Raw genomic sequence first — 23,979 nt, forward strand, 5'->3', positions numbered from 1 at the left:
CAGGGGAAACCCCGTGCCCATTCACGCCCGCACCTCGATCCCCGCGATCGCCGCTTCGAGCAGGCGCACCGCGGACGCATGATGCTGCGCGCCGGTTTCCGCCGGAGCCTTGCCTGCGCAGGATCGCGCATGGCTGGCCTCGAGCATGATGCCGAGCTTGAAGCGTGCCATCGCGACGTACCAATTGATCGCCGACAGATCGCGCCCGCTGCCATGGCGATAGTGTTCGACGAGTTCGGCGGTCGAGGGAAGACCGTCGGCGGGCGCGATGCGGATGGTGCCGGCGCCCCGCCCGTCGCGGTCGGGCCAGGTCGCGACGAGCCAGCCGAGATCAAGCAGCGGATCCCCCAGCGTCGCTAGCTCCCAGTCGATGATCGCTGCAAGCGCGGGCCGGTCATGCCGGAACATCACGTTACCAAAGTGATAATCGCCGTGCATCAACCCCGGAACGTTGGCCGCTGGCACGTGCGCTTCGAGCCAGTCGGCCACCTCGCGCACGCCAGGCAGCGCCTGCGGCCCCGGCCAACCGGGCTGCTCCGCGCAGCGCTCGAGATGCGTGAGCCAGCGCGGCACTTGCCGCTCAAGAAACCCTTCCGGCCGCCCGAAGTCCGCCAGTCCGACCGCGCCGGGCGCGACCTCGCCCAGGCGCAGCAAGGCATCGACCATCGACAGCCCCATCGCATGGCGCCACGCCGGGTCGGTGACATAGGCCCCCCGGAGCGGCGTCGGCGTCGCTGTGAACCCATCCACCGGAGCCATCAGGTAGAACGGCGCACCGAGCACCGACGCATCCGTGCAGGCAGCAATCAGGCGCGGGTGTGGTACCGCCGTGCCGGCAAGTGCTCCGAGCAGCCGCGCCTCACGGAGAAAGGTCGCGTGGATCTCGGGCTTTGCGCCCGGCGGCGGGCAGCGCAGGACATAGTCGGCGCCGTCGCGAAAAAAGCGCAGCAGGATGTTCTGCGTGCCCCCGGTGAGCGGCGTGACCGAGTCGATCGCCCCACTACCCAGCCCCTGCGCATCCATCCATTCGGCGAGTCGTCCGAGATCGACCTCCGCCGCCCACCCGTGAGCGCTCATCCCAGCACCGCGCTGAACTTCGCCCGTGCAGCGGCCTCGGCCGTCGGCCGGTGATAGTCGGGGAACAAGTCCTCGCAACCGGTGTACTCGCGCAGCAACTGTTTGGCGACGGTGATCTTGTGCACCTCGGTCGGACCGTCTGCGAGCCCCATCTGGTAGGCGCGCACGATCAGGCCGACGAAGGGCATCTCGGACGACACCCCTATCGATCCATGCACCTGCAATGCACTCGACGCGATGTCGTGCAGCACCTTGGGCATCGTCGCCTTCACCGCGGCGATGTCCTTGCGCACCTTCATGTAGTCCTGGTACTTGTCGATGCGCCAGGCAGTGCGCATGACCAGCAGGCGGAACTGCTCGAGCTGGATCCACGCATCGGCGATCCTCTCCTGCACCATCTGCTTGTCCGCGAGCAGCGCGCCCTGGGTGCTGCGCGACAAGGCCCGCTCGCACAGCGCGTCGAGTGCCTTCTGCGACTGGCCGATGACGCGCATCGCGTGGTGCACGCGCCCCCCGCCAAGGCGCACCTGCGCGACGACGAAGGCCTCGCCGGGCGCGCCGAGCATGTTCTCCGCCGACACCCGCACCCGGTCGAAATTCAGGTAGCCATGAGTCGCCTCGGGATCGTCAGGGACGCCGACGTTACGGACGATCTCGATTCCCGGCGTGTCGGCAGGCACGATGAACATGCTCATGCCTTTGTAGGGCGACACGGTCGGGTCGGTGATCGCCATGACGATGTAGAACGCGGCATAGCGAGCGTTCGACGCGAACCACTTCTGCCCCGAAATCAGCCAATCGTTGCCATCCTGTTCGGCTCGCGTCGTGAACACTTTCGGATCGGCGCCCCCCTGCGGCTCGGTCATCGCAAAACAGGACACGATGCGGTTGTCGAGAAGCGGCTCGAGGTAGCGCGCCTTCTGTTCGGGCGTGCCGTAGTGCGCGAGGATCTCGCAGTTTCCCGAATCGGGCGCGTGCGCGCCGAACACGATGGGCGCGAACAGCGCGCGACCGAGGATCTCGTTCATCAACGCCAGCTTGACCTGGCCATAGCCCGCCCCGCCAAGTTCCGGTCCGAGGTGGCAAGCCCACAGATTCCTGGCCTTCACCTCGCGCTGCAGCGGGCGGACCAGCGCCTCGAAGCGCGGATCGTGGATATTCCAGGGGCTGCCGAGGACATGCTCGAGCGGCTCGACCTCCTCGCGCACAAAGCGGTCGATCCAGTCGAGTTCCTGCTGGAATTCCGGGTCGGTCTCAAAATCCCATGCCATCTTCGATCTCCATCAGGCGAGCAGCAGGCCGCCATCGACCAGCAGGGTCTGGCCGAGCATGTAGGACGCCAGCGGCGAAGCGAGGAAGAGCGCCGCACCGGCCATCTCTTCCGGCGTGCCGAGGCGGCCGAGGGGAATATTCTTGAGCGATGCCTCCAGGCGCTTGGGGTGATCCGTCGTGATGCGGGTAAGCTTGGTCGCGACGAGTCCGGGGGCGATGCCGTTTACGCGGATGCCGTCGCGTGCCCACGCTTCGCCCAGCGTGCGGGTAAGGCCGTAGGCCCCCGTCTTGGAAGCGTTGTAGGCCGGGGTGCCGACCGTGGAATGGAAGGCCGCGGCCGAACTCACGATGATCATCGATCCGCGGCTCTCGGCGAGCATGTCGTGGAACTTGTCGCCGCAGGCCATGAGGCTCACGAGGTTCACGTTCACGACCTCCCGAAAGGCCGGCACCTTGAACTCCTCGCGGTTGTAGCGCACCGTGCCTTGCGCGCAGATCAGCACGTCGAGCCGCTCGAACGGCACCGGCGCGCTCGCCACCGCATCGGCGTCGGCCACATCCACTTGCACATACGCGAGTCCCTCGAGGTTCGAGTCGGACGAATCGGCGTAATCGGCGACGGTCGGTCGCGTGCCCCAGACATGGACGCTCGCCCCGCGCCGACGGAAGGCCTGCGCCATGCCGTTGCCGATCCCGCTCGATCCTCCCACCACGAGTACCGTCTTGCCGCTGAAGTCCAGTTCGTTCACGTGTTCGTTTCTCCTTCGTCCATGCGTCAGGGATTGGTCACGGCCGCGGCGACCATGCTTTGAATCTGCCCTTCGTCGAGCCCGACCGATCGCCACACCCTGTGGCTGTGCTCGCCCAGCGCCGGCGGTGCCCGGTCAAGGGCGAGGGGCAGGTCGCAAAAGTTCCAGTACGCGCCGACCTGTTCGAGGTGCCCATACACCGCGTGCGGATAGGCGGCGTGCAGCCCCGCCCGTCGGCAGCCGTCGTCGTCGAGAAAGCTCAGACCGGGGTTTTCGAGCGCGGGCTCGCAAGGCACCCCCGCCGAGGTCAGACACTCGCAGGCCGTCTCGCGGCTGAACGCCGCAAACCAGGCCTCGCGATCGTTCCCGGCCAAGGCGGCGAGCGCCCGCGCTTCCTCCGGCCGCAGCGCGGCGACAGCCAGCCAGCCGTCCGCGCAGCGATACAGACGGTGATCCGGCGACACGCCGGTCTGCGCCGCGTCGAGGTGATCGATCGGGGACAGACTGCCGTCGGCGCGCATCACGGCCTCGCCCACGGTCAGTAGCGTCGCGCCGAGGAGCGATGCCGCCACCGCCTGTCCGTCGCCCGTTATCTGGCGCTGAAAATGCGCGAGCAGGAGTGCGAACACTGACGACAGCGCGGCGAAGTAGTCCCCGACGCCGAAGCGCAACCACATCGGCGGCCTCCCCTCGCCGCCGCATTCCACTTCCCAGCCGCAGGCCGCCTGCATCAGCTGATCGAACCCGGGCCAGTCCTTGCGCGGTCCCAGCGGACCGTAGGAGCTGATGTGGCAATACACGAGCGCCGGATTGATCGCCTTCAGCGTTTCGTAGTCGATACCCAGCTTGTGCGCGGCCGGCAGGCGGACGTTGTGATGAACCACGTCGGCCCAGCGCACCAGCGCCGCGAGTGCCGGTTGTGCGGTCGGATCCCCGAGCTTGAGCGTCGCACCGAGCTTGCCACGCTGCGTGCCGGCGAAGATCCGTTCCAGACGGCGCATCGCATCGCCACCGGGGGGTTCCACCTTGATGACTTCGGCGCCGAGGTCGGCGAGGAGCTGCGTCGCGAAGGGCCCAGCAAGGTAGGCGCCCAGGTCGAGCACCCTGAGGCCAGTGAGGGGTGCGCTCCCCGACTGCCCCTTCGGCACGCCGTCGAATGCTTGCGCGCGCGGGACGCTCCAAGCCGGGTCCGATTCAAGCGGCAGCAACCCGCCGCGCAGGCGCGGGGGAGGGTCGGTGGTGTACGCCGGCCCGGGTTCGAACACGTGACCGAGGACGGGATCGTCCACCATCACGACAAATCCGTTGGCACGCGCCTGTTCGTCGCGGTATATCTCACCGAAAGGGGCCGCAACCTGTGCGGCCACGTCGTGCTGCCAGAAGTGTTCGACCCATTCCTGCGCAGGGCGCGTGGCAATGATTGCCCTATTCGCGCCGAAGTTTGGCGCAACGTGGCTGGGTGGATATTTCGCGTTCTCGGCCGCGACCGCCTCGGGCCCCATCGCTGCGAGCGCCTCTGCCATCCAAGGCGCCTTGTCCGGCGAGTAGTGCACATGGATCCAGCGCCCGTCGAAGCATCGGTGCAGCGGAATAGGCGTCGTCTTGTCGAGCCCTTTCGCGAATACCGGTGTCGGCGTCTCGGCGCGTGACCAGTGCATGCTCATCGGTGCGAGCGCGGCCTGGGCGAGGCTGGTGTGAGCCGCCCCGCCGCGCCCGTCGCGTCGACGTGCGATCAAACGCGCCATCACCCCGATGACGCAGAACCAGGCGGCGAGCCAACTCGCGAATGGCATGCGGACGAAGATCGGGCCCGGCCGATGACCAGGCTGCTCGTCGAGCAGACCCAAGCGCGCGAGCACGAGCGATTCCCGCGGCAAGGCTTCGGCGAGTGGATGCCGGGATGGCCAGCCGGTGATTGCCGACACAACAAGCTGCGGGCATGCTGCAGCAAGCGCGTCTTCCGCCAGCCCCAACGCTGCCGCACGGCTGGGTATGATGTCGTGGATCAACACGTCGGCGTCGGCCAGCAAGGCATGCAGACGCCTGCGCCCATCATCGCGATCCAGGTCGAGCTCGACCCGACGCTTTCCCCTGTTGAGAACGGAGAACAAGGCCGTGCCCTGCTCCGCATCGCTGCCCGGCGCTTCGATGCGGATGACTTCCGCACCCGCCTCCGAGAGCAGCAACCCGGCCGCCGGACCGGGGATGCCGCATGCGATCTCGACGACGCGGATACCGGCGAGGATGCCTTCGTGCATCGCCCTACTCCGCGTACGCCTGCTGCACATAGGTCATGCGCCCACCCGCTAGCATCAGCGCGCAGAACATGTTCAGCTCGACGATCTGGGCGGTGGAAAAATGGCGGCCGAGCTCGGCGAATACCGCGTCGTCGATGGCCATGTAGTCGGCCGCAAAGAGCTCGGCGTATCGCAGCGCCGCCTTCTCGTGCGGCGAAAAACGAGCATCGTCCGCGCTCAGGCAGGCGATATCCTCCTCGCTCACCGCGTCGTCCTTGCGCGCGAGCTGACACGCCTTGCAGGTCGTGATCGAGGCGATCCTGAGCCGCACCAGCTCGCGGAGGCGGCCGTCGAGCACCCCACTCACGTGCATCGTTTCCAGGGTCGCGAGCCAGGCTTGGGCAAGCTCGGGGCGATGTGCCCAGACCTGCACCGGGACGGTGGAACTCAACATGCGGTTGGCGCACCCCCGCGCCACTGCGTCGGCAAGCGGTGCAGGCAACGCATCGAGGGGAATGGGCTGGATTCTCGCCATGGTGGGTCCTCGGTTGGGATGAACGGATTGCCCGGCGAGACGTCGGTCAGAACGCTCAGGCAAGGCTGCAGAACTTCGACGAGCCACCCGACCCTGCATGAAGCGCTCGATCGCGGGGTCGAGCGGCCTCACCGATGCACAGCCTCTCGTAGTTATATGTTCAGTTTTTGCATTTTTGTTCAAATATACGACTGAATCCCCTCCGAAACAAGAACGGCGTGATCTGACCGGGTGTCAGAACACGCCGCACCTGCCTCAGGATGTAGAGAGGACGTTCGCAATCGCGGTTTTTCCCGACCGCGCCGTTACTGCCCGTTCAGGGCTGACGAATGAAGTAGCGCACGTGGAGCTTGCCGCCCTCGTCGAAGCGATAGAGCTCGATGGTTTCGATCGTCACATCGGTCCCCTTCACCCTGTTGCGGTTGTGACAGGCCGCCTCGCAGCCATTGATGATCATCGCGACCTCCTCGATGTCGATCTTGGCGTTCTGCGCGGTCCACATCGCTTCAAGCACCGGCCACCCGTCAGCGGGCGGTCGGCCGACGTATTCGATTGAGAGACCGCCGGGCGCGACCTCGCGGTAAGCAGCCAGCAAACCTTCCTTGTCGGAGGCGTTCCATCGGGCAAGCTGTGTGTGCAGGAAATGCTCGATGGCCTTCGCGTCGATGCTCATGGGAGCTCCTTTTTCGTGTCTCGTGTTGATTGGGCGCGTCAGAGTTCGCTGCCGCGCACATTGCGCGCGCTGCCGTTGCGGCGGTCCGATTCGCCCCAGGCCATCCAGCGATCCGGCTCGCGCGTATCACCCACACGCCTCCAGCGGCCTTCCTGTTGCGCGGTGATCGGGAATCCGCCGACAAAGTCCATCATTTCGCCTTTCGGATCAGGCAGGAACTCCCACTCCTCCCGGCCATCGACCACGATGCGGGCAGTTTCGGCGAAATAACTTCCCTCCTTGTGTCGCACCTCGCCCTCGATATCCGTCGTGCAATAGATCTCGCCCTTGTGGTTCTGGAAGATCGCGTAGCCCAGATTCTCGTGACCGACCATAAACGAGCCCGCATCCCAGGTCCCGTCCTTGTAGATCGTCGCGAACGACCACCAGATGACGTGCATCTTGTTGTTTACGACGAGGTCCTTCTGGAAGTGAATGGCGCCGCCGTCGGCCATCCACGCCTGGTCGAGCGCGATGACGCCCTTCACCGGACGCCCCTCGCAGATGCCGGACACGTCGTAGAGTTGCGACACGTAGAAGGTGCCCCAATCCTCGCCGGGCAGGTACCACTGCATGCCGTTGCCGATAAGCGGCCCGCCGATGTCGAGAAGCCCCTCCTCCTTCCAGCTGAAGCGCTCACCCGACGCGGTGATCAGCCACGGCTCGCCGGGTTCGCCGTCCAGGCTGGACCAGCAGGCGGTATCTCCTTCCAGCCAGCGTTTAGGGAACATCGTCATCGCGCGAGGCAGGATCCTTTCCTTGTCGACCCGAATGTGGCGCTCGTCAATCCGGGTGGACTGATAGATGAACTTTGTCGGATTGGGGGAGCTGCCAGGCGCATTTACGGCACGGACGAAGGAATAGATGTGCCCTTCTTCGTCGCGCACACTGCCGAAGGGCATGTGCTTGGTGAGCTTGAGCCCAAAATGATCACGCAGGTCCGCGAGCTTGGCGCCGCTGACTTTCTGCGGTCCGACCAGGCATTGATAGGCGAAATCGCCCCGTTGAGGAACGGTCTGGAAGATTCTCATCGTTGAATTCCGGAAGAGGTCGGGAAGCCGCCCGTGCGCGCGACGGGCGGGAACGGTGCCCGGGTTCAGTCCCAGATCACATGCACGTGGGACGCGCCGCGCAGCTGGGCACCTTCGATGACCGGTGCGGGCTTGTCCGGGTCCAGCCGCAGGTTCGGAAAGAGATCGAGGATCGCGTTGATCGCGCAATTGAGCTCCACCTTGGCAACGAACTGTCCGATGCACATGTGCGGGCCGAACCCGAAACCGAAGGAGGGCTTGAGCTTGCGGTCGATGTCGAACTGGTCCGGGTTCTCGAACACCTCCTCGTCCCGGTTCGCCGATACCACCATGCACTGCACGAACGACCCCTTGGGGATCGTCACGCCGTGCAGTTCCACCTCCTTGGCCGTCTCGCGCACCTTGAAGGTCGCCACCGGCTCATAGCGGACGGCTTCGTCGATCAGCTTGGGCACCAGCGAGCGGTCGGCCCTGACGCGATCGACCAGCCCCGGCGTCGTCAGCAACAGGGTCATGACGGAACTGAACGTGCGCGTGGTCGTCTCGCCCGCCGCCGGCAACAGCGAGCGCACAAAGGTGATGACCTGGTGGTCGTCGAGCCTCTCGCCCTCATATTCGGCACGCAGCAGGCGCCCAATGATGTCGTCGCCGTGGGAGCCCTCGGCGCGGCGCTTGACCACCACCTCCTGAATGGCGTCATAGAGCAGTTTGACCGCAACCCCGGCATCGCGGCGCGCCTCATCGATCTTCTCGGGGTCGACCTGGTTGCCTCCGACCATCGCCAGGGTCCATGCCGCGTACTTCTTGTACTTCTCGGTGTCGTCCGTCGGGAAACCCATCAGCGCGTACATTTCACGGATCGGGAAGTACAAGCCGAAGTCCATCAGATCCGCCTTCCTCTGCGACACCATCGGCTCGAGGAAGTCCTTGCGGATCACGTGGTCGATCTGGCCCCGCCACTTGTTGACCGTATCCGGCATGAAGGCCGGTTGCAGCAAGGCCCGCACGCGCCGGTGTTGCTCGCCGTCCATCGCGAGAATGATCAGGCCATCGAAGAATGCCCCCAGTCCCTCGGCAATGAATCCGTTGGTGTAAGTGTCGGCATCACGCAGCACGTTCATCACGTCCTTGTAGTCGAACAGCGCGAACGTGGGCCGAGTGCCCTGTTTGAGGCCGGCGTTCGTCGGCACGCCGAACTGCTTGATGAAGTCCCCGACGTAGATCGGGGACTTGCCGCGCATCTCCCGGCACGCGGCGTGAATGTCGCCTTTGCCCTTGTAGGTTTCCGATACGGCCGTGTATGCGGTTTCGAGGTCGAGGTTGAGGATATCGGTGCTCACGGTTGTCTCCTGTGTGGCGCCCGTTGCTGCGGTTATCGAGAAACAACCGCCAGACACATGCGCATTTTTTGCAAAAGCGTCCACATCCTAACCATCAAATCGAAGCGGTGGCCGATTCGGCAGCGACTGTCGTTTGACCTCGAGTCAACTGCGCTAAGCTTCGCGGACAACAAGCGGAAACGAAATCTTCCAACATGCCCAGCTCTTCCCGAAACCCGAGCAAGTCGACCGAACGCGCGGCCCCCGATAAGAGGGAGACCTTGCGCCGCATCAGCGCTGCGGCGCGACGGGAATTCGCCGCCAAGGGACTGGCGGACGCCCGCATCGACGATATCGCCCATGCCGCCGGCGTCACAAAACAGCTCGTTTATCACTACTTCCGGAGCAAGGAGGAACTCTTCGCCTGCGTGCTGGAAGACTCGTCCGCGACGACCATGGGCGAACTCGTCGCGGTAGAACTGGATCACCTGGCGCCGCGTGACGCGCTGCGGGCACTCCTCAACCACATGATCCGGCCCTATTGCGACCCCATGCTGAGCGCGCTCGCACAGGAAGGGATCCGCTACCACGAGAGCCATGCCACGCCGCGCAACAGCTTTGTCGACCTCGCTCCCGAGCTCAAGCGCAAGATGCGCAGCGTGCTCGCACGCGGGGCCCAAAGTGGCGATTTTTGTGCGAACGTCGACCCGGACCTGTTCCTCGCCGCAGCCGCGCAGGTGACCACCAGCGCCTTCGTCAGCCGCTACACCGTCGTCACCCTGTGCGGCCTGGACGTGGCGAACGCCGACGACGCGGACACATGGCGACGCTTCGCGGTCGACTTCGTGCTGGCTGCCGTCGAGCGCGAGCGCAGCGACCAACATCCGCTCATGCGGCCCGACGCCCCGCCGAAGACGCCGCCCGAAGCGGCCTGACAGCTACGGCCACCTTGCGCGACGCGCGCCACATCAGCGTGCGAGGAAACGCTTCACCCGACTGGCGGCGATCCGTCCCGGCAAGCCGTTGACCCCACCACCCGGGTGGATGCCCGCGCCTCCGAGGAAGAGTCCTGCAACCGGCAGGCTGTCCCCACCCAATCCCGCCGCCGGCCTCATCATCGCGGAACGCGTGGTGCTCGTATCCACATGCACCACGCAGCCGCGATGCACATTGAGCCGTTTCTCCAGGTCCGGCGCGGCCTCGACCCGACGACCGATCTCGAATTCCTTGAGACCCAGCATGTATTCGGCGGCCTGGTCGATGACCGTCTGCCCTACCCGGTCCCTGATGGCATCCCATCCTTCGCGCGGCTCGACCGGCGTCGCAACGGGATAGAGGTAGGCCACGTCCTGCCCCTCTGGCGCCTGCCCAGGATCGACAGCGGTCGGCACCGTGATCCACATGTAGGGCAGCTTCGACACCTCGCCGCGCGCGGCGCAGCGGAAGTTGTCGAGCACGGCATCGGAGGTGCCGATCAGGAGCACGCTCTTGCGCAGACTCAGCCCGTCGGCCCGCAGGGCTTCAATGCGGCGGTAATTCACCTGGCTACTGAGCGCGACATCGACCTTCAGTGGCGATGCCCCGTGGCCGTTGGCCGGCGCAAGTGCTACGCGAGTTAGCGTGCGCCGATCGAGCGCCCCGGGCGTAACCATTTCCAGCGCCATCTTCGGGTGGATCGACGCCACCACGGCTTTCGCCGACAGTACACGTCCGTCCTTGAGTCGCACCCCCTTCGCCCGACCATCGCCGGCAATGATCTCCGCCACCGGCGCAGAAACCAGGATCTCCCCACCCAGCTCGCGCAACCGGGCTGCCAGCGCATCCGACAACGCCTGAGTCCCCCCCACGGCGCGACCCAGCCCGAAGCGATGGATGAAGCCCAACAGCGCGAAGTAGATCCCCGTCGCGTCGTTCGCGATGGGTCCGGCCGCGCCAAGCAGGCAGCACAGCGCCGACTGTACGACCGGATGCTCGAAGCGCTCCATGATCGACGTGTACGCCGGACTGCCGATGAGCGCCATGATTTCCGGTTTCAGATGGCGGTTCCTGAGGACCGCCTTCAGGGCCTGCCATTTCGCGCCCAGGTTGCGCTGCGCGGGGTCGACACGCATCATCGGAATGGCCATGTCGATGAAGGCATCCACGAGCTTCATCAGTGCCAGGAACTCCTCCGCGTCTCGGGACGAGAAGCGCCGGATCTCGGCCGCAGTCTTTTCCGGCTCGCGCCAGAACACCAGCGAATTGCCATCCGGATGGACGTACACATATCCGGGAGACATTTCGACCTGACGAAACCCATGACGCTCGAGCTGCAGCTCCTGCGGCATCATGGGATGAACCCGGAGCGACATAAGATCAAGCGCGCAGGGGTTGATCAGATGCCGGGGCGCCTCCGGAATCAGGTAACCACTGGAGGCCATGCCGCCGATCTTCTCGCGGGCCTCGATGACGACGACACGTTTGCCTGCCTCGGCCAGATAACAGGCGGCCGCCAAGCCATTGTGCCCGCCACCGACGATCGCCACGTCATAACTGTTTGCGCCACTCATTCTGTCTCCCTCCGGGGTGTACCGGATGCGCTTGTTGGTGAAATGCGTCCGATTCGACGAACCAACCGATTGAAGCACAGCGCCCCGGCCGGACACGGCGGAGCGGTTTGACGCGGAGTCAAAGCGCAGTGGAAGACGGACGGATGCCGCACCCTCACTCGTCCGCAGCGGCGGGCGGACGCGGCGTGTTCAGCGGCGGGAAACGCGGCCCTGCATCAGCATGGCGAACATCCGCTCGAGGCGGCGCGGCAGGCTTCGGCGCTCAGGGCCGGCGGGGACGAGAATCTCACTGAGGATGTATCGGACCAGCAGTTCGCAGGTGAGCTCGCGGTCGATTTTGATTCCCGCACGCGACTCCCACGCATCGAAGACCGGCCCAAGCACGTCCTGGAACCGGATCACCGAGTCGGGGAAGATGCGCTGCAGCCAGCGCATTGCGTACTCCGGCGCGACCACGAGCAGCCGTCGTGCATTCCCGCGCTCGAGGTAATCATCGACGAATCGCAATACGGCGTCGAAACGTTCGTCCGGATCGGTATACGGAGCAGTCGCCTCGATCAGCGCGGCATGGAAACGATCGCGCCGATGACGTGAAAACGCGTCCAGGAGATCGTCCTGCGACGAAAAATACCTGTAGAACGTCCCACGCGAGATGCCTGCGGTCTCACAAACGTCGAGGATATTTACCCGGTCTGCTCCGGACTCGAGAACCACCGCTTCGGTAGCGTCGAAAATGCCCAGGATCGTGCTTTCGGACCGCCTGTTCCGGCGAACTGCCTTCACGGCCTTGACCGGCGCGGGCTCGGCGCCCTCCTTCGCAGAGGCGGTCGCGCGAGGCTTCTTCACCTTTGCCTTTCCCGCCTCGACTGCTTCCGCCATCTCCGCTCCCCGAGAATTCACCGACGGTGATTGTAGCGTGCCCCAACCGCATGAACATCCGAGCCCCCATCAAAATGATCACTCCGCCTCCTTATATTTGACAGTTTTTCTCTTTGTGTTTATGTTTTACCATCACAAGGAAAGCTGCACATCACCCCAACACGGCGAATCGGGACAGGAGACATTACATGGCAGGCATGGGCAATCAGGAAAGCTGGTCGGTCGGCCCACAGGATACGGTCATCGCGGCACTCGACCGGGCAGTTGCAAAGCACCCCGAGCGGGTGCTGCTCGACTTCGGCGGCGAGTTTTACACTTACGGCCAGGTCGACCAGCTTTCGACGCGCCTCGCCCACTCGCTCGCAGCATTGGGCGTCCAGGCCGGGCAGACGGTCCTGAGCATGCTCGACAACAACATCGATGCAGTCGTGACCTGGCTCGCCATCAACAAACTGTGTGCCGTGAGTGTTCCTGTCAACACTGCGCTGCGGGGCGAGTTCCTCCGCCATCAGATCGCGGACTCGCAGGCTGCAATCGTGATCTGCGAGGCGGATTACGTCGAACGCATCGCGCAGGTGGCGGACGGATTGCCGGAAATGCAGCTGATCCTTCACCGCACCCACCTCACCAAGGTCCCGGAGTGCCGCGCCCGCATCGCGCCGCTGGACGAACACCGGGGCCGGCGCGACGACGCGATCGAGACGAAGCCGAATCCCTGGGACCTCGCCTGCATCGTCTATACGTCGGGCACCACCGGGCCGTCCAAGGGCTGCATGCTGAGCTACAATTACATGTGCAATCTCGCCCGCCTCCAGCTGCGCGCGGGACCGGCAACCGAGAATGACATCACCATCACCCCGCTGCCGCTCTTCCACATGAACGCGCTGTGTGTCGGCATCCTCTCGAACATCATGGTCGGCGCCCGGGTCGCGATCGTGCAGCGCTTCTCGGTATCCAATTTCTGGCCCGAAGTCGAGCGCAGCGGCGCCACCATCGCGTCGATCCTCGGCAGCATGGGCGGACTGCTCGCCCAGGCGCCGGACAACGAGTCGATGAAACGTTGCGTCGGACAAATCCACACCGTGCGCGGCAACCCCTTCACCGAGGAATCAAAGAAGATCTGGCGCGAACGCTTCGGCGCCAAGCAGGTGGGCGGCAATGGCTACGGCCTCACCGAAGCGAGCGTCATTACCTCGCTACCCGGCGGCGAGTACGCAGCGCCCGGCTCCTCCGGGAAGCGCATCCCCGACTTCGACGTGCGCATCGTCGACGACCTCGATCGCGAGCTTCCGGCCAACACGCCAGGCGAGATCGTCGTTCGCCCCCTGCGCCCCGACATCATGTTCATGGGCTACTGGGGACGCCCCGCCGACACCATGAAGCTGCTGCGCAACATGTGGTTCCACACCGGCGACATCGGAAAATTCGACGAAGAAGGTTTCTTCTATTTCGTGGACCGCAAGAAGGACTACCTGCGCCGGCGCGGCGAAAACATCTCTAGCTTCGAGATGGAAGCCGCCTTCGCAGCGCATCCGGCCATCGAAGAAGTTGCGGTCCACGCCGTGCCTTCCGACAAGGGCGAGGATGACGTCAAGGTCACCGCGATTCTCAAGCCCGGCAGCGCCCTCATGCCCGAAGAATTGTTCAAGTGGGCAATCGACTCCGTTCCCTATTACGCCCTCCCCCGCTATATCGAATTCCGCAGCTCGATGCCCAAGAACCCGCAGGGCCGGGTGCTGAAGTACCAGCTGCGCGAAGAGGGCAAGACGCCAACGACCTGGGATCTGGAAGAGACCGACATCAAGGTCAGCAAGCGCTGATCCCCATAGGGCAGAAAAACAGAGAGGAAGACACCATGAGCATCTTTACCCACGTCACGCTCGGGACGCGCGACATCGCGCGCGCGAAGACCTTCTACGATCAGGTTCTCGAACCGCTGCAGTTCAAGTGCCTGCTTGAGGTCGAAGGCAAGGCCTGCGGCTGGGGTATCGATGCACCGCAGTTCATGATCCTCTACCCCCGTAACGGGGAACCCGCCACTATCGGTAACGGCATGACCATCGGCCTCGGAGCCCCGAACCGCGCTGCCGTGCGCGAGTTCCATCGGCGCGCGCTTGAACTCGGGGGTACCTGCGAAGGCGCCCCTGGCCCCCGACCTTTCGCGCCGCATGCCTACGCCGCATACATACGCGACCTCGACGGAAACAAGCTCGTGGCCTCCTGCCGCAAATGTGAAGAAGAGGGATAGGCTGTCTATACTGAATGATGAGTACGCCAGCCAATGCTCAAATTGCACGACCCAACGCTTCGGCGACGATAGCCGACAACGAGAAGGAACTGCTTCGCGTCAACCGCGCCCTGAAGACGCTCAGCGCAGGCAACAGGACGCTGTTGCGGGCCAGCGATGAGGCCGAACTGGTGAATGCGATGTGCCGCGTCATCGTCGAGCAAGGCGGCTACCGCATGAGCTACGTCGGCTACGTACAGCACGATGAGCGAAAATCCGTCTCCCTGGCGGCGTTCGGTTTCGACGACCACTATGAGCAGGAGGAGGAGACGCTTCGAAACCTGTATGCGAGCTGGGCCGACAACGAGTTCGGTCACAGCGTGACCGGTATTTCAATCCGCACGGGCAAACCGTGTATCGTGCGCCACCTGCTGACCGACCCCGATCACGCACCGTGGCACGCGGAGGCGCTTCGCTTTCACTACGCATCCGCCAGCGCCTTTCCGCTGCACGTCGACGGCGAGGTGATCGGCACGTTGGGGATTGCGGCCTCGGAGCCGGACGCCTTCGATGACGCCGAAGTAAAACTGCTCGCGGAGTTGGCCGACGACCTCGCTTACGGCATCGGCAACCTGCGCTCGCGGCTTCGCCGCCAGGAGGCTGAAGCTACCATTCACCGCATGGCCTACTGCGATGCGCTGACCGGTCTACCCAATCGGGCGAGCTTATGCGAGCGGTTCGAGTCCGTTCTTGCTACCGCGGTTGCGCAGAACCAGCCGCTCGCGCTCATGATCGTAAGCCTCGACCATCTGCAGGAAGTCAATGACACCCTGGGCTACGCTCAAGGCGATCGGCTCATCCAGACATTCGCGCGCCGACTGATCGAGGCCAAGCTTGCCGAAACAGTCGCCCGGGTGGGCGAAGGCGAATTCGCGCTGCTGTTGCCGAATGCCGATTCGGCTCGCTCCTCCGCGACGGCACAGCAGCTTTCGAAGTTGTTGCACACCTCGATCGACGTCGAGGGGTTGGCGTTCGATGTACACACTCACACCGGTCTGGCCCTGTTTCCCGGCCATGGGGCGGACGCGGAGGTGTTACTACGACGCGCTCGCGTGGCGATGCGCGATGCGATGCAGGCCGGTCGGGACTACGCGGTCTTTGCACCGGCGCTCGATCAGGAAGCCTCGCGCAGGCTGGCGTTGATGGGGGAGCTGCGCCACGCGATCGAGAGGCACCAACTCGCGCTCCAGCTTCAGCCCAAGCTGCACCTGGCTTCGGCAGCGATCTGTGGCGCCGAGGCACTGGTTCGGTGGAAGCATCCACTGCTCGGCCAGGTCCCGACGTTCGAGTTCATCACGCTCGCGGAACAGGCGGGAATGATCACCCCCGTCACTCACTGGGTTCTCGAAGCGACGTTCCGCCAGCGCTACGCGTGGCACATGGCAGGAATCGAACTGCCGCTGTCGGTGAATCTCTCGGCGCACGATCTGCGCGACCCGACGCTGCTCGACAAGCTCAAGGGCCTGGTCGAGACCTGGGGAGCCCAGCCAGGCTGGATTCAGCTGGAGCTGACGGAGAGCGCGCTGATGGTGGACGCCTCGGCCGCGGTCGAGATCCTTCACTCCCTGAAGCGGCTGGGTTTTCAACTTGCCATCGACGACTTCGGTGCCGGCTATTCGAGCCTGGGTTATCTGCATCGCCTGCCCGTCGATGCCATCAAGATTGACCAGTCGTTTGTCATCCCGCTGGTACAGAGCGAGGATTGCGCGACCATCGTCAGCTCGGCCGCACAGATGGCGCACAAGCTGGGCTTCGAAGTTGTGGCAGAGGGCGTGGAAAGCCAGGATGCGTTGCGGCGCGTGACGGAACTGGGATGTGATATCGCGCAGGGCCATTTTGTGAGCCATCCGATGGCGGCCGACCAGTTCGGGGCGTGGCGGGCCGCTTCGCCCTGGTCGAGCCCGGCTTCACTCGCGCACTGAGCCCGCGCGGGGCGTTTTTACCCATTGCGCGATGCCCGGCAAAGACTCACATAGATCTCAACCACCTCCGTTGCACCGACCGTCAATCGCCGATCCTGGCTGCTTTTCCCGATACCGTCGCACGTCCGGCGGTAGCGCGACGTCCGGCCGGGCAGCGCGGAGCCAACAGGGAATTAGGGAGCCACTGATTTATTCGTCCGCCACCGCCCGGCTGGTGGGATGCCTTTGAGATAATGGCCGCTGCTGAGCCACAACGGGACCTCAACCGATGCAATCGAGCTTTTCCGAGCTGGAGTACGCCGCCAAGAAGAAGCAGACGCGGCGTGACCGGTTCCTCGCCGAGATCGAGGCGGTGACGCCGTGGTCGGCGCTGGAGGCCGAGATCGAGCCGTTCTACCCGAAGGGCGCGGGTCGCGGGCGCCCGCCGATCGGGGTGGGACGGATGCTGCGGATGTACGTGGCGCAGCAGTGTTTCGGGTTGTCGGACGAAGGGATTGAGGACGCGATCTACGACAGCCAGGCGATCCGCGGCTTCGTCGGCATCGACTTGGCTCGGGAAGCGGCGCCCGACGCGACCACGCTGTTGAAGTTCCGCCGCCTGCTGGAGACGCACGGGCTTACGCGCAAGATCTTCGAGGTCATCAAGACGCATCTCGCCGAGAAGGGCCTGATGATGCGCGAGGGCACCATCGTTGATGCCACCCTGATCGCTGCGCCGCCCTCGACCAAGAACCGCGCCAAGGCGCGCGACCCCGAGATGCACCAAGCAAAGAAGGGCAACCAGTGGTACTTCGGGATGAAGGCGCACATCGGCGTCGATGCCGAGTCAGGCTTGGTGCATGCGGTGGTCGCGACGGCCGCCCACGTGAGCGACGTGAGCCAGACGCACAAGCTGCTGCACGGTAAGGAGACGGAGGTGCTCGGTGACGCGGGCTATCAGGGCGTCGAGAAGCGCGAAGAGAACCGGGGCACCAAGGTGACCTGGCACGTCGCCATGAAGCGCAGCAAGCGCAAGGCATTGCCGGCCAACCGGCTGGGGAAGCTTCTCGAGAAGCTTGAGCGCGTCAAGGCGAGCATTCGCGCCAAGGTCGAGCACCCGTTCCATGTGGTCAAGAACCTCTTCAAGCATAAGAAGACCCGCTACCGCGGGCTGGCGAAGAACGAAGCTCAGTTGTTCTCGCTCTTCGGCCTGGCCAATCTGTTCCTGGCGCGCCGACCGTTGTTGGCGCTTCATGCCCGAGGTGCGTCCTGATGGGACACCAAGGAGCGAAAACGGGGGGCAACAGCCCGTGAACGACCCGATCGGAAGCGAAAAATGTCTTCGACCTCGAATGGTCATCACTGATACGCGCTCGAAATCGGTCCGCGGGCGCTTGAACTTGATTTGTTCAGCATTTCCTTAGCATGCAGAACAAGTTCAACGAAACGGACAAAACGTCCGGTAGCGAGATCCTCCACGTCGCCGCGTGTCACTTGCCGACACCGTGGGCGACATTCGAACTCCACGGTTTCGAAGAAGTCGCCAGCGGACGCGAGCACGTCGCCCTGACGCTCGGCGCGGTGACCGACGGGGCGCCGGTGCTCACCCGCGTCCATTCCGAATGCCTGACCGGCGACGCGTTGTTCAGCCAGCGCTGCGACTGCGGCCCGCAGCTCGAAGCGGCGCTCGCCGCAATCGCCACCGAAGGCCGCGGCGTGCTGCTGTACCTGCGCCAGGAAGGCCGCGGGATCGGGCTGCTGAACAAGATCCGCGCGTACGCGCTGCAGGACCAAGGCGCCGACACCGTCGAGGCCAACGAACGTCTCGGCTTTCCCGCGGATAGGCGCGACTACTCGGTCGCGGCGGCGATGCTGCGCAGCCTCGGCATCGCGACGCTGAAGCTGATGACGAACAATCCCCGGAAGGTGCACGCGCTGGAGCGCTACGACATTGCGGTCGCCGAGCGCGTCCCCCACATCATCGAGCCGAACCCCCACAACGCCGGCTACCTGCGCACGAAGGCGGAGCGGCTCGGCCATCTGTTCCCTTGGCCGGAAGCTTGATCGGGGCGCATGTGTGCTCTGGACATTACGGCCCAAGGCTTCAATCGCGCCCAAACGAGCCAGTTGCGAAAGCGACGACTCCCTCTTCGCATGCCCGTACGTCAAGAGTATTTCGCGTAATTCAATTTGGTTGCAGCTACGCAGCGGGATTGGACCGAGACCGCAGCCTTGAGCGCGGGCACTGTGGTGGGCGCGCCGCCGTTCGCAGCTAGACGCAACAGTGAGCACGACATTTCACTTCTTGAAGTGAAACCGGTCACCGCGAGGCGACCGGTTTGGATTCGTCGCCGCTGTATCGTTTTCGCGCCCAACCAGAGGCAGGAGCTATCTCAGAGGCTGACCGGTCGCAACGCCCGGCTCGGCTTGGTCAACGGTGTGGATTCACGTCTCGCGCGCCGGCAGTCCGCCCGGGACAATCCGCAGGGCAACCACACCCGGCCATTGTCGCTGACATAGGCGACCTGATGGTCGCCGCTGTCGAGCACCTAGCCTCCTGCCCAATTGCCGGCGCCAGGCGCATACTCCGCGACAAAAGTACGCACGCACCAGCGCGCCTCATGCATCGAGGCGACTGGTGTCAATCGGTTGGCAATTCCCAGCAGCGGCAGGCCGGGATCCTGGCCGAGGTCCGGATTGCCGCGTGTGAGGAGTGCTACCAGCAACGGATGCATATGCCCCACTACACCATGGCAACCTCGTCGGCCTCGCGGTCGGCCTCGCGGTCGGCGTCACGGGCTCGGAACGCGCCTCGGCGCGACGCTGATATGAATCTCGCTCCAACTGCCGAAACCCGCGAATCCTGACCGTCCGGTGGCCCACCCATGCCCGTCGATCAGTGCATCGCACACGCGGGGACGCTAACCGTCTTGACCTGTGCACGCTACCTGAAACAGATGCAACCAGGAGAACGGCATGACCGGCACTATCCTCATCGGAACAGCCTCATGGACCGACAAGACCCTCATCGAGTCCGGACTCTTCTACCCCGACGAAGTGAAGACCCCAGCGGGCCGTCTCCATTACTACGCCACCCAATTTCCAGTCGTGGAGGCGGACAGCTCCTATTACGCCATGCCCTCGGTGAGAAACGCCTTGTTGTGGGTCGAGAGAACACCTCCCGACTTCACCTTTGACGTAAAGGCGTTTCGCCTTTTCACGCAACACCAGACCGATCCGCAGGCATTACCAAAGGACATCCGGGATGCTCTGGGAGCAGTGCAGAAGAAGAACGTGTATTACAGGGACCTACCGCCAGAGCTCAAGGATGAATTATGGACTCGGTTTGCAATGGCCGTGGAACCGTTACGTGCAGCCCAAAAGCTCGGGGTGGTTCTATTCCAGTTCCCGCCCTGGTTCGTGCCCTCCAGGGCGGCTTTCGATCACATACTGGAATGCGCTGAACAGCTCCGGGGATTTCAAGTGGCGGTGGAGTTCCGGAACCGGACTTGGTTTGAGGGCGATCGGGCAGCCCAGGTGATGGCGTTTGAACGGGAACATCGGTTGGCACACGTCGTCGTCGATGAACCCCAAGGCTTTGCCAGCAGTGTCCCGGCACTTTGGGAGGTGACGTGCCCGCACGTGGCGATTGTCCGGTTTCACGGGAGAAACACCGACACCTGGGACAAGAAAGGACTGAGCTCGTCCGGGGAACGGTTCAACTACCTCTATGCCGATGCGGAGTTGACCGAGTTGGCTCAGAAGGTCCGACAGCTGGCGCGGGAGGCCAAGTCCGTCCATGCCGTTTTCAACAACAACTTCGGTGACTATGCGCAACGGAACGCGGCCCAATTCCGGCAGATGGTCGCGAGAGCTATGACCGAACCCCGATAGCAACCTGCGGGCCTTGGGACTGATGCGCTCGCAGCTTCTCGAGCCGGGACCGGCGCACTATGACCGCACCGCCTCCTGGGCCTCGACCCTCCATGCAGCCTGCCCCGATGCCGACGGTCTGATCTGGCGATCGCGCCAGCACGACGACAGCGAATGCCTGCTTCTCTCTGGCGACCGCGTTGGTGAGGCGGAGCTGGTCGTCAGCGAGCGAATGAGCTTCGAACCGCCGAACGGGTGGCAGACCCTTCTCGCCGCGGCCGCACAGGCAGGCTTCGTTATCACCGAGAACTGAAATACGCTTCGCGCTGCCGGTTGTGACTGGCCGACCTCAGCGCAAGCAGGATGAGACAGGGGCAATCGTTTACGTGGCGTCGACAGCCGCCTCGCTCGTGGAACCAGCGAGCTCGCGCTTGGGTTTGTAGTCGGCTCGCTCGACCCGGCCCAGGCATAGCGTGACGTCGTCAGCGGTCACCTGGAAGCCGGGCACCTTGTCGGGGGCGCCCTCCGGCGAGTACATGAACTGCTTGAGGACGCCTTCGACCTGCACGCGCGCACCTCGCCGCAGCACGCGCGCGGCGTCCTCGCCGCGCTGGCCCCACAGCGACACACTCATCCAGAATCCGCCGACCTGCTGATATTCGTCGTTGGTCTGGTCGTAGGCGTAGTCGTCGAAGAACACGCGCATCTCGGCGACGACCTCATCGACCCCGTTGATTGGGACGTGCTTGAGGATCGGCGTATCGCCGAGATTGCCTTTCCCGCGAAATACGTTCGGCATGTTGCACTCCTTGGCGTCGACGTAGAACACGACGGTGGCCGACGCCGGTGCCCGCCGCCGTGCGGCATACTACGGATCGCGCTGCCGGGCATGCTTCAGGGCGAGGCGCGCCTCGATTTCACGCCGGTTGAGCTCGATGGCGCGCCGGTGGGTGCGCTCATACCACTCGCGCAGCGTCCCGGGGAGTTGGGCGAAATGGGCGTGGATGGCGCCCCAGGGGATGTGGCCGGCCCGGGGCCCGGCGCCTGCCGCACGCCAGCGCAGTTGCACCTGCCCGGTCACAGTGCGCCGGTGGAGCGCCAAGTAGAAGGTGCGCCCTCGCACTCGGCGTGTGATTCGCGACAGTTCCTCCTGTTGGCGGTGAATCGTGTCGACACGGGCCTGCGCCTGCCGCACGTCGGCGGGGGCGCCGCCCCTACCCGTAAAGGCCTTTGCGTCAGCATCCGGTTGACAAGGCTTACTGTCGCAGCGCTGGTCGACGACATCGGCAGCACCCGGCGGATCAGGTTGCGCCAACTCCGTTTCCGGCGCGTCAGTCGACCAGCCCATCATCCGTTGCCTCATCGCCCGCTGCGCCACGTTCCGAATCGATGGCGGCGATCTCAGCGGCCACGCGCTCGAGCATGGCCTTCTCGGTGTCCGAAATCGAAATACGGCGCTGGGAGTGGCGCGAGATCTGGTGGCCTGCGTAGATGCCTGCTGGCACAGCACCGAAGATACCGGTGACGGCTGCGACACGCTTCTGCGCATTGGCGTCGGCGCCGGGCAGGAAGTCGGCGCGGCTGAGCGGCAGCAGGTCCGGCTTGGTGAGCCAGTTCTCGAAGCGGATGAACTCCTCGAAAGCGGCGCGGATCGGCCGGGTGAATTGACGGATGGCGTCATGCGCCTCCTTGTCGGAGAACAGAGCCTTGCGGCCAAGGGTCTTGACCACCCGGATGTAGTAGTCGAACTCCACGATCAGCTCGGCAATCACATAGCCGTAGGGGCTGCGGAATCCGAGTTCCAGGACCTTCGGCTCGCGGGACTTGAGGATGCCGAAACCCAGTCCCTTGTCGGCCCGCTTCTTGAGCTCGGCGCTGAGCAGGGTTGCTTGGCGGTCGAGCGCCCGCCTGAGCTCCGGAATGCGGTGATCGGCGCGAAGGAGCGCCCAGTCGGCATAGGGGTTGTTGTTGCGCGTGAGTGCCCACAATGCTTTCAGGCTCGAGGCGACCCGTTTGCCGCCGGGAATCGCGTTGTAGTGCCCCGCCGGGTCGCGTCGGCGGCCCATGAACATCCGAAAGCCCTCTTTCGTATGGAGGGTCATGGTGTCGACACCGTCGTCGACCAGGGAGCCCAGATCGCGCAGCTGGGTCGCGACCGCGGGTTCGACGGTGGCGTCGGCTCCCGCAGTAACCCGGTATTCAGCCTCCATCTGCTTGAGCTTGTCGCAGCGTTGAAGGTAGAGCTCGTAGCGCGCCCAGAGCGGATCGTGGGGATCGGGGTCGTCTGCCTCGATGAGATCGGCAAGCTTCTCGCGCTCCTTGGCAATGCTGTAACGATCGGGAAACGGGGAGCGATCGTCGGTCTCGAAGGGGATTGGGGTTCCGCCTGGAAAGACGGGATCGAGGAGTCCGGGCTGATCGTCGACAGGTGCCAGAGAGGACCGGGGGATCGGTGGGGCGATCGGGTGGGATGACATTTGTCTTCCTCTAGGTGGCGTCGGTGAGGTCGTCCGCAGGCGACTCGACGGGTTGCAGTTGGGCCAGCGCCGGAATGGGCGTGAATCCGGGTAGGAAGTCGCATTCGGGAAGGGGGCCGCTCAAGAGGTGCCGGAGCGCCGCCATGTCGACGGTGTACGCGCCGGTGGCGCAGCGGACCTTGCGACTGCGGATCAAACCGTGCCTTTCCAGGCGCAGCAAGGCGCGCTGGACAACCTGGTGTCCCAGCAGGGTGTACTCGGCCAGTGCGCGGCTGGAGATGCGCACTGGCGCCCGATCTGCGGCCCGCCACAGCAAGGCGAGGAGGACGGCGGTGGCGGCGTAGTCACCGTCCAGGCGAACGAGAACCTCGAGGGTGATCTGCGGCTCGGAAAGGGAATGTCCGGACATCGGTGAAGCACGGCTGGGTAAATGGAATCCCAACGAAGTCGGCGTTGCTGTTGGGTTGGATGAATCCAGTTGTTTACGGCTTTAACGTTGGATTGGATGAATCCAGAAAATCGATGCCCTCGACATCCGCGTCGAACTCATGCACGACATGCCACAGCGTGGCGATCGAATGGTCCGGGAATGCGCGATGGAGATCTACGAACTGACGTTGTGGCGGGTGCGTGCATCGAATTCGCGACCAAGCGTTATGGATCGCTTCACGTACGCTTGGATCGGGAAGGGCCGGCCGGCCGCGAGGCGGCGGATCGGGGCACAGCAGCGCGCGGTGCTGCTGAATCTCCGTCAGGGTCATTTTGAAGAGGTGAACCAGGAGCGGAGGCTGGGCGCCGTGCATCACGTGATATTCCATCAGCTGCCGCATTTCGGCGATCGCGCAGTGCCGTCGATAGGCGGCCTCGAGCGTTGCGGGATCGAAATGAATGCAGACGTCGAGCTGAGGCATGCCGGCGATGGATGCGAGATCCCGTGCGGACGCGGCACGCAGGGTATCCAGAATCTCGGGGCTGAGCCCGGCCTCGAGCAGCGTCTGCAGCTCTCCGGTGTCGAGCAGGTGAATGAGATGCGACAGCAGAGCGTAGCGCAGCTGCTCACTTCTTATCGGGATCATCTCCT

General features: G+C 64.3%; 23 protein-coding genes. 8 read left to right on the forward strand and 15 right to left on the reverse strand.

What is annotated here, in order from left to right:
* Positions 1–21: 21 nt before the first annotated feature.
* The 8 genes from AzCIB_RS12525 to AzCIB_RS12560 all read right to left on the reverse strand — a co-directional run bounded on the left by AzCIB_RS12525 (position 22) and on the right by AzCIB_RS12560 (position 8,953).
* Positions 22–1,077, reverse strand: a complete 1,056-nt coding sequence (locus AzCIB_RS12525; RefSeq protein WP_050416197.1) for a phosphotransferase family protein — start codon at positions 1,075–1,077, stop codon at positions 22–24.
* Entirely contained in the window at positions 1,074–2,348 is a 1,275-nt protein-coding gene (locus AzCIB_RS12530) for an acyl-CoA dehydrogenase family protein (protein WP_018990581.1), read from the reverse strand. The genes AzCIB_RS12525 and AzCIB_RS12530 overlap by 4 nt, the downstream gene beginning before the upstream one ends.
* Positions 2,349–2,360: 12 nt before the next feature.
* Positions 2,361–3,098 carry an SDR family NAD(P)-dependent oxidoreductase gene (locus AzCIB_RS12535; protein WP_050416198.1) on the reverse strand — a complete coding sequence of 246 codons (738 nt, stop codon included), beginning with the start codon at positions 3,096–3,098 and terminating at the stop codon, positions 2,361–2,363.
* Positions 3,099–3,124: 26 nt separating this feature from the next.
* The gene (locus AzCIB_RS12540) at positions 3,125–5,356 is read right to left on the reverse strand and encodes a CoA transferase (protein ID WP_050416199.1); all 2,232 of its coding nucleotides are present in this window, start codon (positions 5,354–5,356) and stop codon (positions 3,125–3,127) included.
* Between the two features lie 4 nt (positions 5,357–5,360).
* Positions 5,361–5,870, reverse strand: a complete 510-nt coding sequence (locus AzCIB_RS12545; protein WP_050416200.1) for a carboxymuconolactone decarboxylase family protein — start codon at positions 5,868–5,870, stop codon at positions 5,361–5,363.
* Between the two features lie 316 nt (positions 5,871–6,186).
* Positions 6,187–6,543 (reverse strand): hypothetical protein, encoded by a 357-nt coding sequence (locus AzCIB_RS12550; RefSeq protein ID WP_050416201.1) that lies wholly within the window; start codon positions 6,541–6,543, stop codon positions 6,187–6,189.
* 38 nt (positions 6,544–6,581) lie between these two features.
* Positions 6,582–7,613, reverse strand: a complete 1,032-nt coding sequence (locus tag AzCIB_RS12555; RefSeq protein ID WP_050416202.1) for a hypothetical protein — start codon at positions 7,611–7,613, stop codon at positions 6,582–6,584.
* A gap of 65 nt (positions 7,614–7,678) precedes the next feature.
* A complete protein-coding gene (locus AzCIB_RS12560; protein WP_050416203.1) occupies positions 7,679–8,953 on the reverse strand; it encodes a cytochrome P450 in 1,275 nt (424 codons plus the stop codon).
* 194 nt (positions 8,954–9,147) lie between these two features.
* Here AzCIB_RS12560 and AzCIB_RS12565 point away from each other — a divergent pair, with 194 nt between their 5' ends.
* On the forward strand, positions 9,148–9,867 hold the full coding sequence (locus tag AzCIB_RS12565) for a TetR/AcrR family transcriptional regulator (protein WP_050416204.1): 720 nt from the start codon (positions 9,148–9,150) through the stop codon (positions 9,865–9,867).
* A gap of 33 nt (positions 9,868–9,900) precedes the next feature.
* Here the strand turns inward: AzCIB_RS12565 and AzCIB_RS12570 are convergent, their stop codons facing one another.
* On the reverse strand, positions 9,901–11,457 hold the full coding sequence (locus tag AzCIB_RS12570; RefSeq protein WP_232299216.1) for a phytoene desaturase family protein: 1,557 nt from the start codon (positions 11,455–11,457) through the stop codon (positions 9,901–9,903).
* Between the two features lie 213 nt (positions 11,458–11,670).
* On the reverse strand, positions 11,671–12,360 hold the full coding sequence (locus AzCIB_RS12575) for a TetR/AcrR family transcriptional regulator (protein WP_050416206.1): 690 nt from the start codon (positions 12,358–12,360) through the stop codon (positions 11,671–11,673).
* Positions 12,361–12,548: 188 nt separating this feature from the next.
* Between AzCIB_RS12575 and AzCIB_RS12580 the strand changes: the two genes are divergently transcribed.
* The 7 genes from AzCIB_RS12580 to AzCIB_RS12610 all read left to right on the forward strand — a co-directional run bounded on the left by AzCIB_RS12580 (position 12,549) and on the right by AzCIB_RS12610 (position 20,734).
* Positions 12,549–14,180, forward strand: coding sequence for an ATP-dependent acyl-CoA ligase (locus tag AzCIB_RS12580; protein ID WP_050416207.1), 1,632 nt, complete (start codon positions 12,549–12,551; stop codon positions 14,178–14,180).
* Positions 14,181–14,215: 35 nt separating this feature from the next.
* Complete coding sequence (locus AzCIB_RS12585; protein ID WP_050416208.1) at positions 14,216–14,608, forward strand: VOC family protein; 393 nt, start codon at positions 14,216–14,218, stop codon at positions 14,606–14,608.
* 14 nt (positions 14,609–14,622) lie between these two features.
* The gene (locus tag AzCIB_RS12590) at positions 14,623–16,569 is read left to right on the forward strand and encodes a putative bifunctional diguanylate cyclase/phosphodiesterase (RefSeq protein ID WP_050416209.1); all 1,947 of its coding nucleotides are present in this window, start codon (positions 14,623–14,625) and stop codon (positions 16,567–16,569) included.
* A gap of 268 nt (positions 16,570–16,837) precedes the next feature.
* A complete protein-coding gene (locus AzCIB_RS12595; protein ID WP_021444719.1) occupies positions 16,838–17,821 on the forward strand; it encodes an IS5 family transposase in 984 nt (327 codons plus the stop codon).
* A gap of 152 nt (positions 17,822–17,973) precedes the next feature.
* A complete protein-coding gene (gene ribA, locus AzCIB_RS12600) occupies positions 17,974–18,612 on the forward strand; it encodes a GTP cyclohydrolase II (protein WP_018990568.1) in 639 nt (212 codons plus the stop codon).
* A gap of 912 nt (positions 18,613–19,524) precedes the next feature.
* Complete coding sequence (locus AzCIB_RS12605) at positions 19,525–20,442, forward strand: DUF72 domain-containing protein (RefSeq protein ID WP_050416210.1); 918 nt, start codon at positions 19,525–19,527, stop codon at positions 20,440–20,442.
* Positions 20,443–20,464: 22 nt separating this feature from the next.
* Positions 20,465–20,734, forward strand: coding sequence for an RES domain-containing protein (locus AzCIB_RS12610; protein WP_050416211.1), 270 nt, complete (start codon positions 20,465–20,467; stop codon positions 20,732–20,734).
* 69 nt (positions 20,735–20,803) lie between these two features.
* On the opposite strand, the gene AzCIB_RS12615 is transcribed toward AzCIB_RS12610, so the two are convergent.
* From AzCIB_RS12615 to AzCIB_RS12635, 5 genes are all read right to left on the reverse strand, one after another.
* Positions 20,804–21,220 (reverse strand): single-stranded DNA-binding protein, encoded by a 417-nt coding sequence (locus AzCIB_RS12615; RefSeq protein WP_128106570.1) that lies wholly within the window; start codon positions 21,218–21,220, stop codon positions 20,804–20,806.
* 69 nt (positions 21,221–21,289) lie between these two features.
* A complete protein-coding gene (locus AzCIB_RS12620) occupies positions 21,290–21,772 on the reverse strand; it encodes a hypothetical protein (protein ID WP_128106571.1) in 483 nt (160 codons plus the stop codon).
* Entirely contained in the window at positions 21,753–22,898 is a 1,146-nt protein-coding gene (locus tag AzCIB_RS12625; RefSeq protein WP_050416214.1) for a PFL_4669 family integrating conjugative element protein, read from the reverse strand. Before AzCIB_RS12625 ends, AzCIB_RS12620 begins: the two co-directional genes overlap by 20 nt.
* 10 nt (positions 22,899–22,908) lie before the next feature.
* The gene (locus AzCIB_RS12630; protein WP_050416215.1) at positions 22,909–23,307 is read right to left on the reverse strand and encodes a MarR family transcriptional regulator; all 399 of its coding nucleotides are present in this window, start codon (positions 23,305–23,307) and stop codon (positions 22,909–22,911) included.
* A gap of 73 nt (positions 23,308–23,380) precedes the next feature.
* Positions 23,381–23,974: an STY4526/YPO1902 family pathogenicity island replication protein gene (locus tag AzCIB_RS12635; RefSeq protein WP_050416216.1), complete on the reverse strand. Its 594-nt coding sequence runs from the start codon at positions 23,972–23,974 to the stop codon at positions 23,381–23,383.
* Positions 23,975–23,979 lie beyond the last annotated feature (5 nt).

The sequence above is a fragment of the Azoarcus sp. CIB genome (assembly GCF_001190925.1).
Classification (GTDB): domain Bacteria; phylum Pseudomonadota; class Gammaproteobacteria; order Burkholderiales; family Rhodocyclaceae; genus Aromatoleum.

What these genes read in the sequence shown, in the direction of transcription:
- AzCIB_RS12630 (WP_050416215.1), bottom strand. Translation starts at nt 23,307, where the DNA reads ATGTCCGGACATTCCCTTTCCGAGCCGCAGATCACCCTCGAGGTTCTC.
- AzCIB_RS12590 (WP_050416209.1), top strand. Translation starts at nt 14,623, where the DNA reads ATGATGAGTACGCCAGCCAATGCTCAAATTGCACGACCCAACGCTTCG.
- AzCIB_RS12555 (WP_050416202.1), bottom strand. Translation starts at nt 7,613, where the DNA reads ATGAGAATCTTCCAGACCGTTCCTCAACGGGGCGATTTCGCCTATCAA.
- AzCIB_RS12610 (WP_050416211.1), top strand. Translation starts at nt 20,465, where the DNA reads ATGCGCTCGCAGCTTCTCGAGCCGGGACCGGCGCACTATGACCGCACC.
- AzCIB_RS12625 (WP_050416214.1), bottom strand. Translation starts at nt 22,898, where the DNA reads ATGTCATCCCACCCGATCGCCCCACCGATCCCCCGGTCCTCTCTGGCA.
- AzCIB_RS12545 (WP_050416200.1), bottom strand. Translation starts at nt 5,870, where the DNA reads ATGGCGAGAATCCAGCCCATTCCCCTCGATGCGTTGCCTGCACCGCTT.
- AzCIB_RS12585 (WP_050416208.1), top strand. Translation starts at nt 14,216, where the DNA reads ATGAGCATCTTTACCCACGTCACGCTCGGGACGCGCGACATCGCGCGC.
- AzCIB_RS12540 (WP_050416199.1), bottom strand. Translation starts at nt 5,356, where the DNA reads ATGCACGAAGGCATCCTCGCCGGTATCCGCGTCGTCGAGATCGCATGC.
- AzCIB_RS12565 (WP_050416204.1), top strand. Translation starts at nt 9,148, where the DNA reads ATGCCCAGCTCTTCCCGAAACCCGAGCAAGTCGACCGAACGCGCGGCC.
- AzCIB_RS12605 (WP_050416210.1), top strand. Translation starts at nt 19,525, where the DNA reads ATGACCGGCACTATCCTCATCGGAACAGCCTCATGGACCGACAAGACC.
- AzCIB_RS12595 (WP_021444719.1), top strand. Translation starts at nt 16,838, where the DNA reads ATGCAATCGAGCTTTTCCGAGCTGGAGTACGCCGCCAAGAAGAAGCAG.
- AzCIB_RS12550 (WP_050416201.1), bottom strand. Translation starts at nt 6,543, where the DNA reads ATGAGCATCGACGCGAAGGCCATCGAGCATTTCCTGCACACACAGCTT.
- AzCIB_RS12635 (WP_050416216.1), bottom strand. Translation starts at nt 23,974, where the DNA reads ATGATCCCGATAAGAAGTGAGCAGCTGCGCTACGCTCTGCTGTCGCAT.
- AzCIB_RS12580 (WP_050416207.1), top strand. Translation starts at nt 12,549, where the DNA reads ATGGCAGGCATGGGCAATCAGGAAAGCTGGTCGGTCGGCCCACAGGAT.
- AzCIB_RS12575 (WP_050416206.1), bottom strand. Translation starts at nt 12,360, where the DNA reads ATGGCGGAAGCAGTCGAGGCGGGAAAGGCAAAGGTGAAGAAGCCTCGC.
- AzCIB_RS12525 (WP_050416197.1), bottom strand. Translation starts at nt 1,077, where the DNA reads ATGAGCGCTCACGGGTGGGCGGCGGAGGTCGATCTCGGACGACTCGCC.
- ribA (WP_018990568.1), top strand. Translation starts at nt 17,974, where the DNA reads ATGCAGAACAAGTTCAACGAAACGGACAAAACGTCCGGTAGCGAGATC.
- AzCIB_RS12530 (WP_018990581.1), bottom strand. Translation starts at nt 2,348, where the DNA reads ATGGCATGGGATTTTGAGACCGACCCGGAATTCCAGCAGGAACTCGAC.
- AzCIB_RS12615 (WP_128106570.1), bottom strand. Translation starts at nt 21,220, where the DNA reads ATGCCGAACGTATTTCGCGGGAAAGGCAATCTCGGCGATACGCCGATC.
- AzCIB_RS12620 (WP_128106571.1), bottom strand. Translation starts at nt 21,772, where the DNA reads ATGATGGGCTGGTCGACTGACGCGCCGGAAACGGAGTTGGCGCAACCT.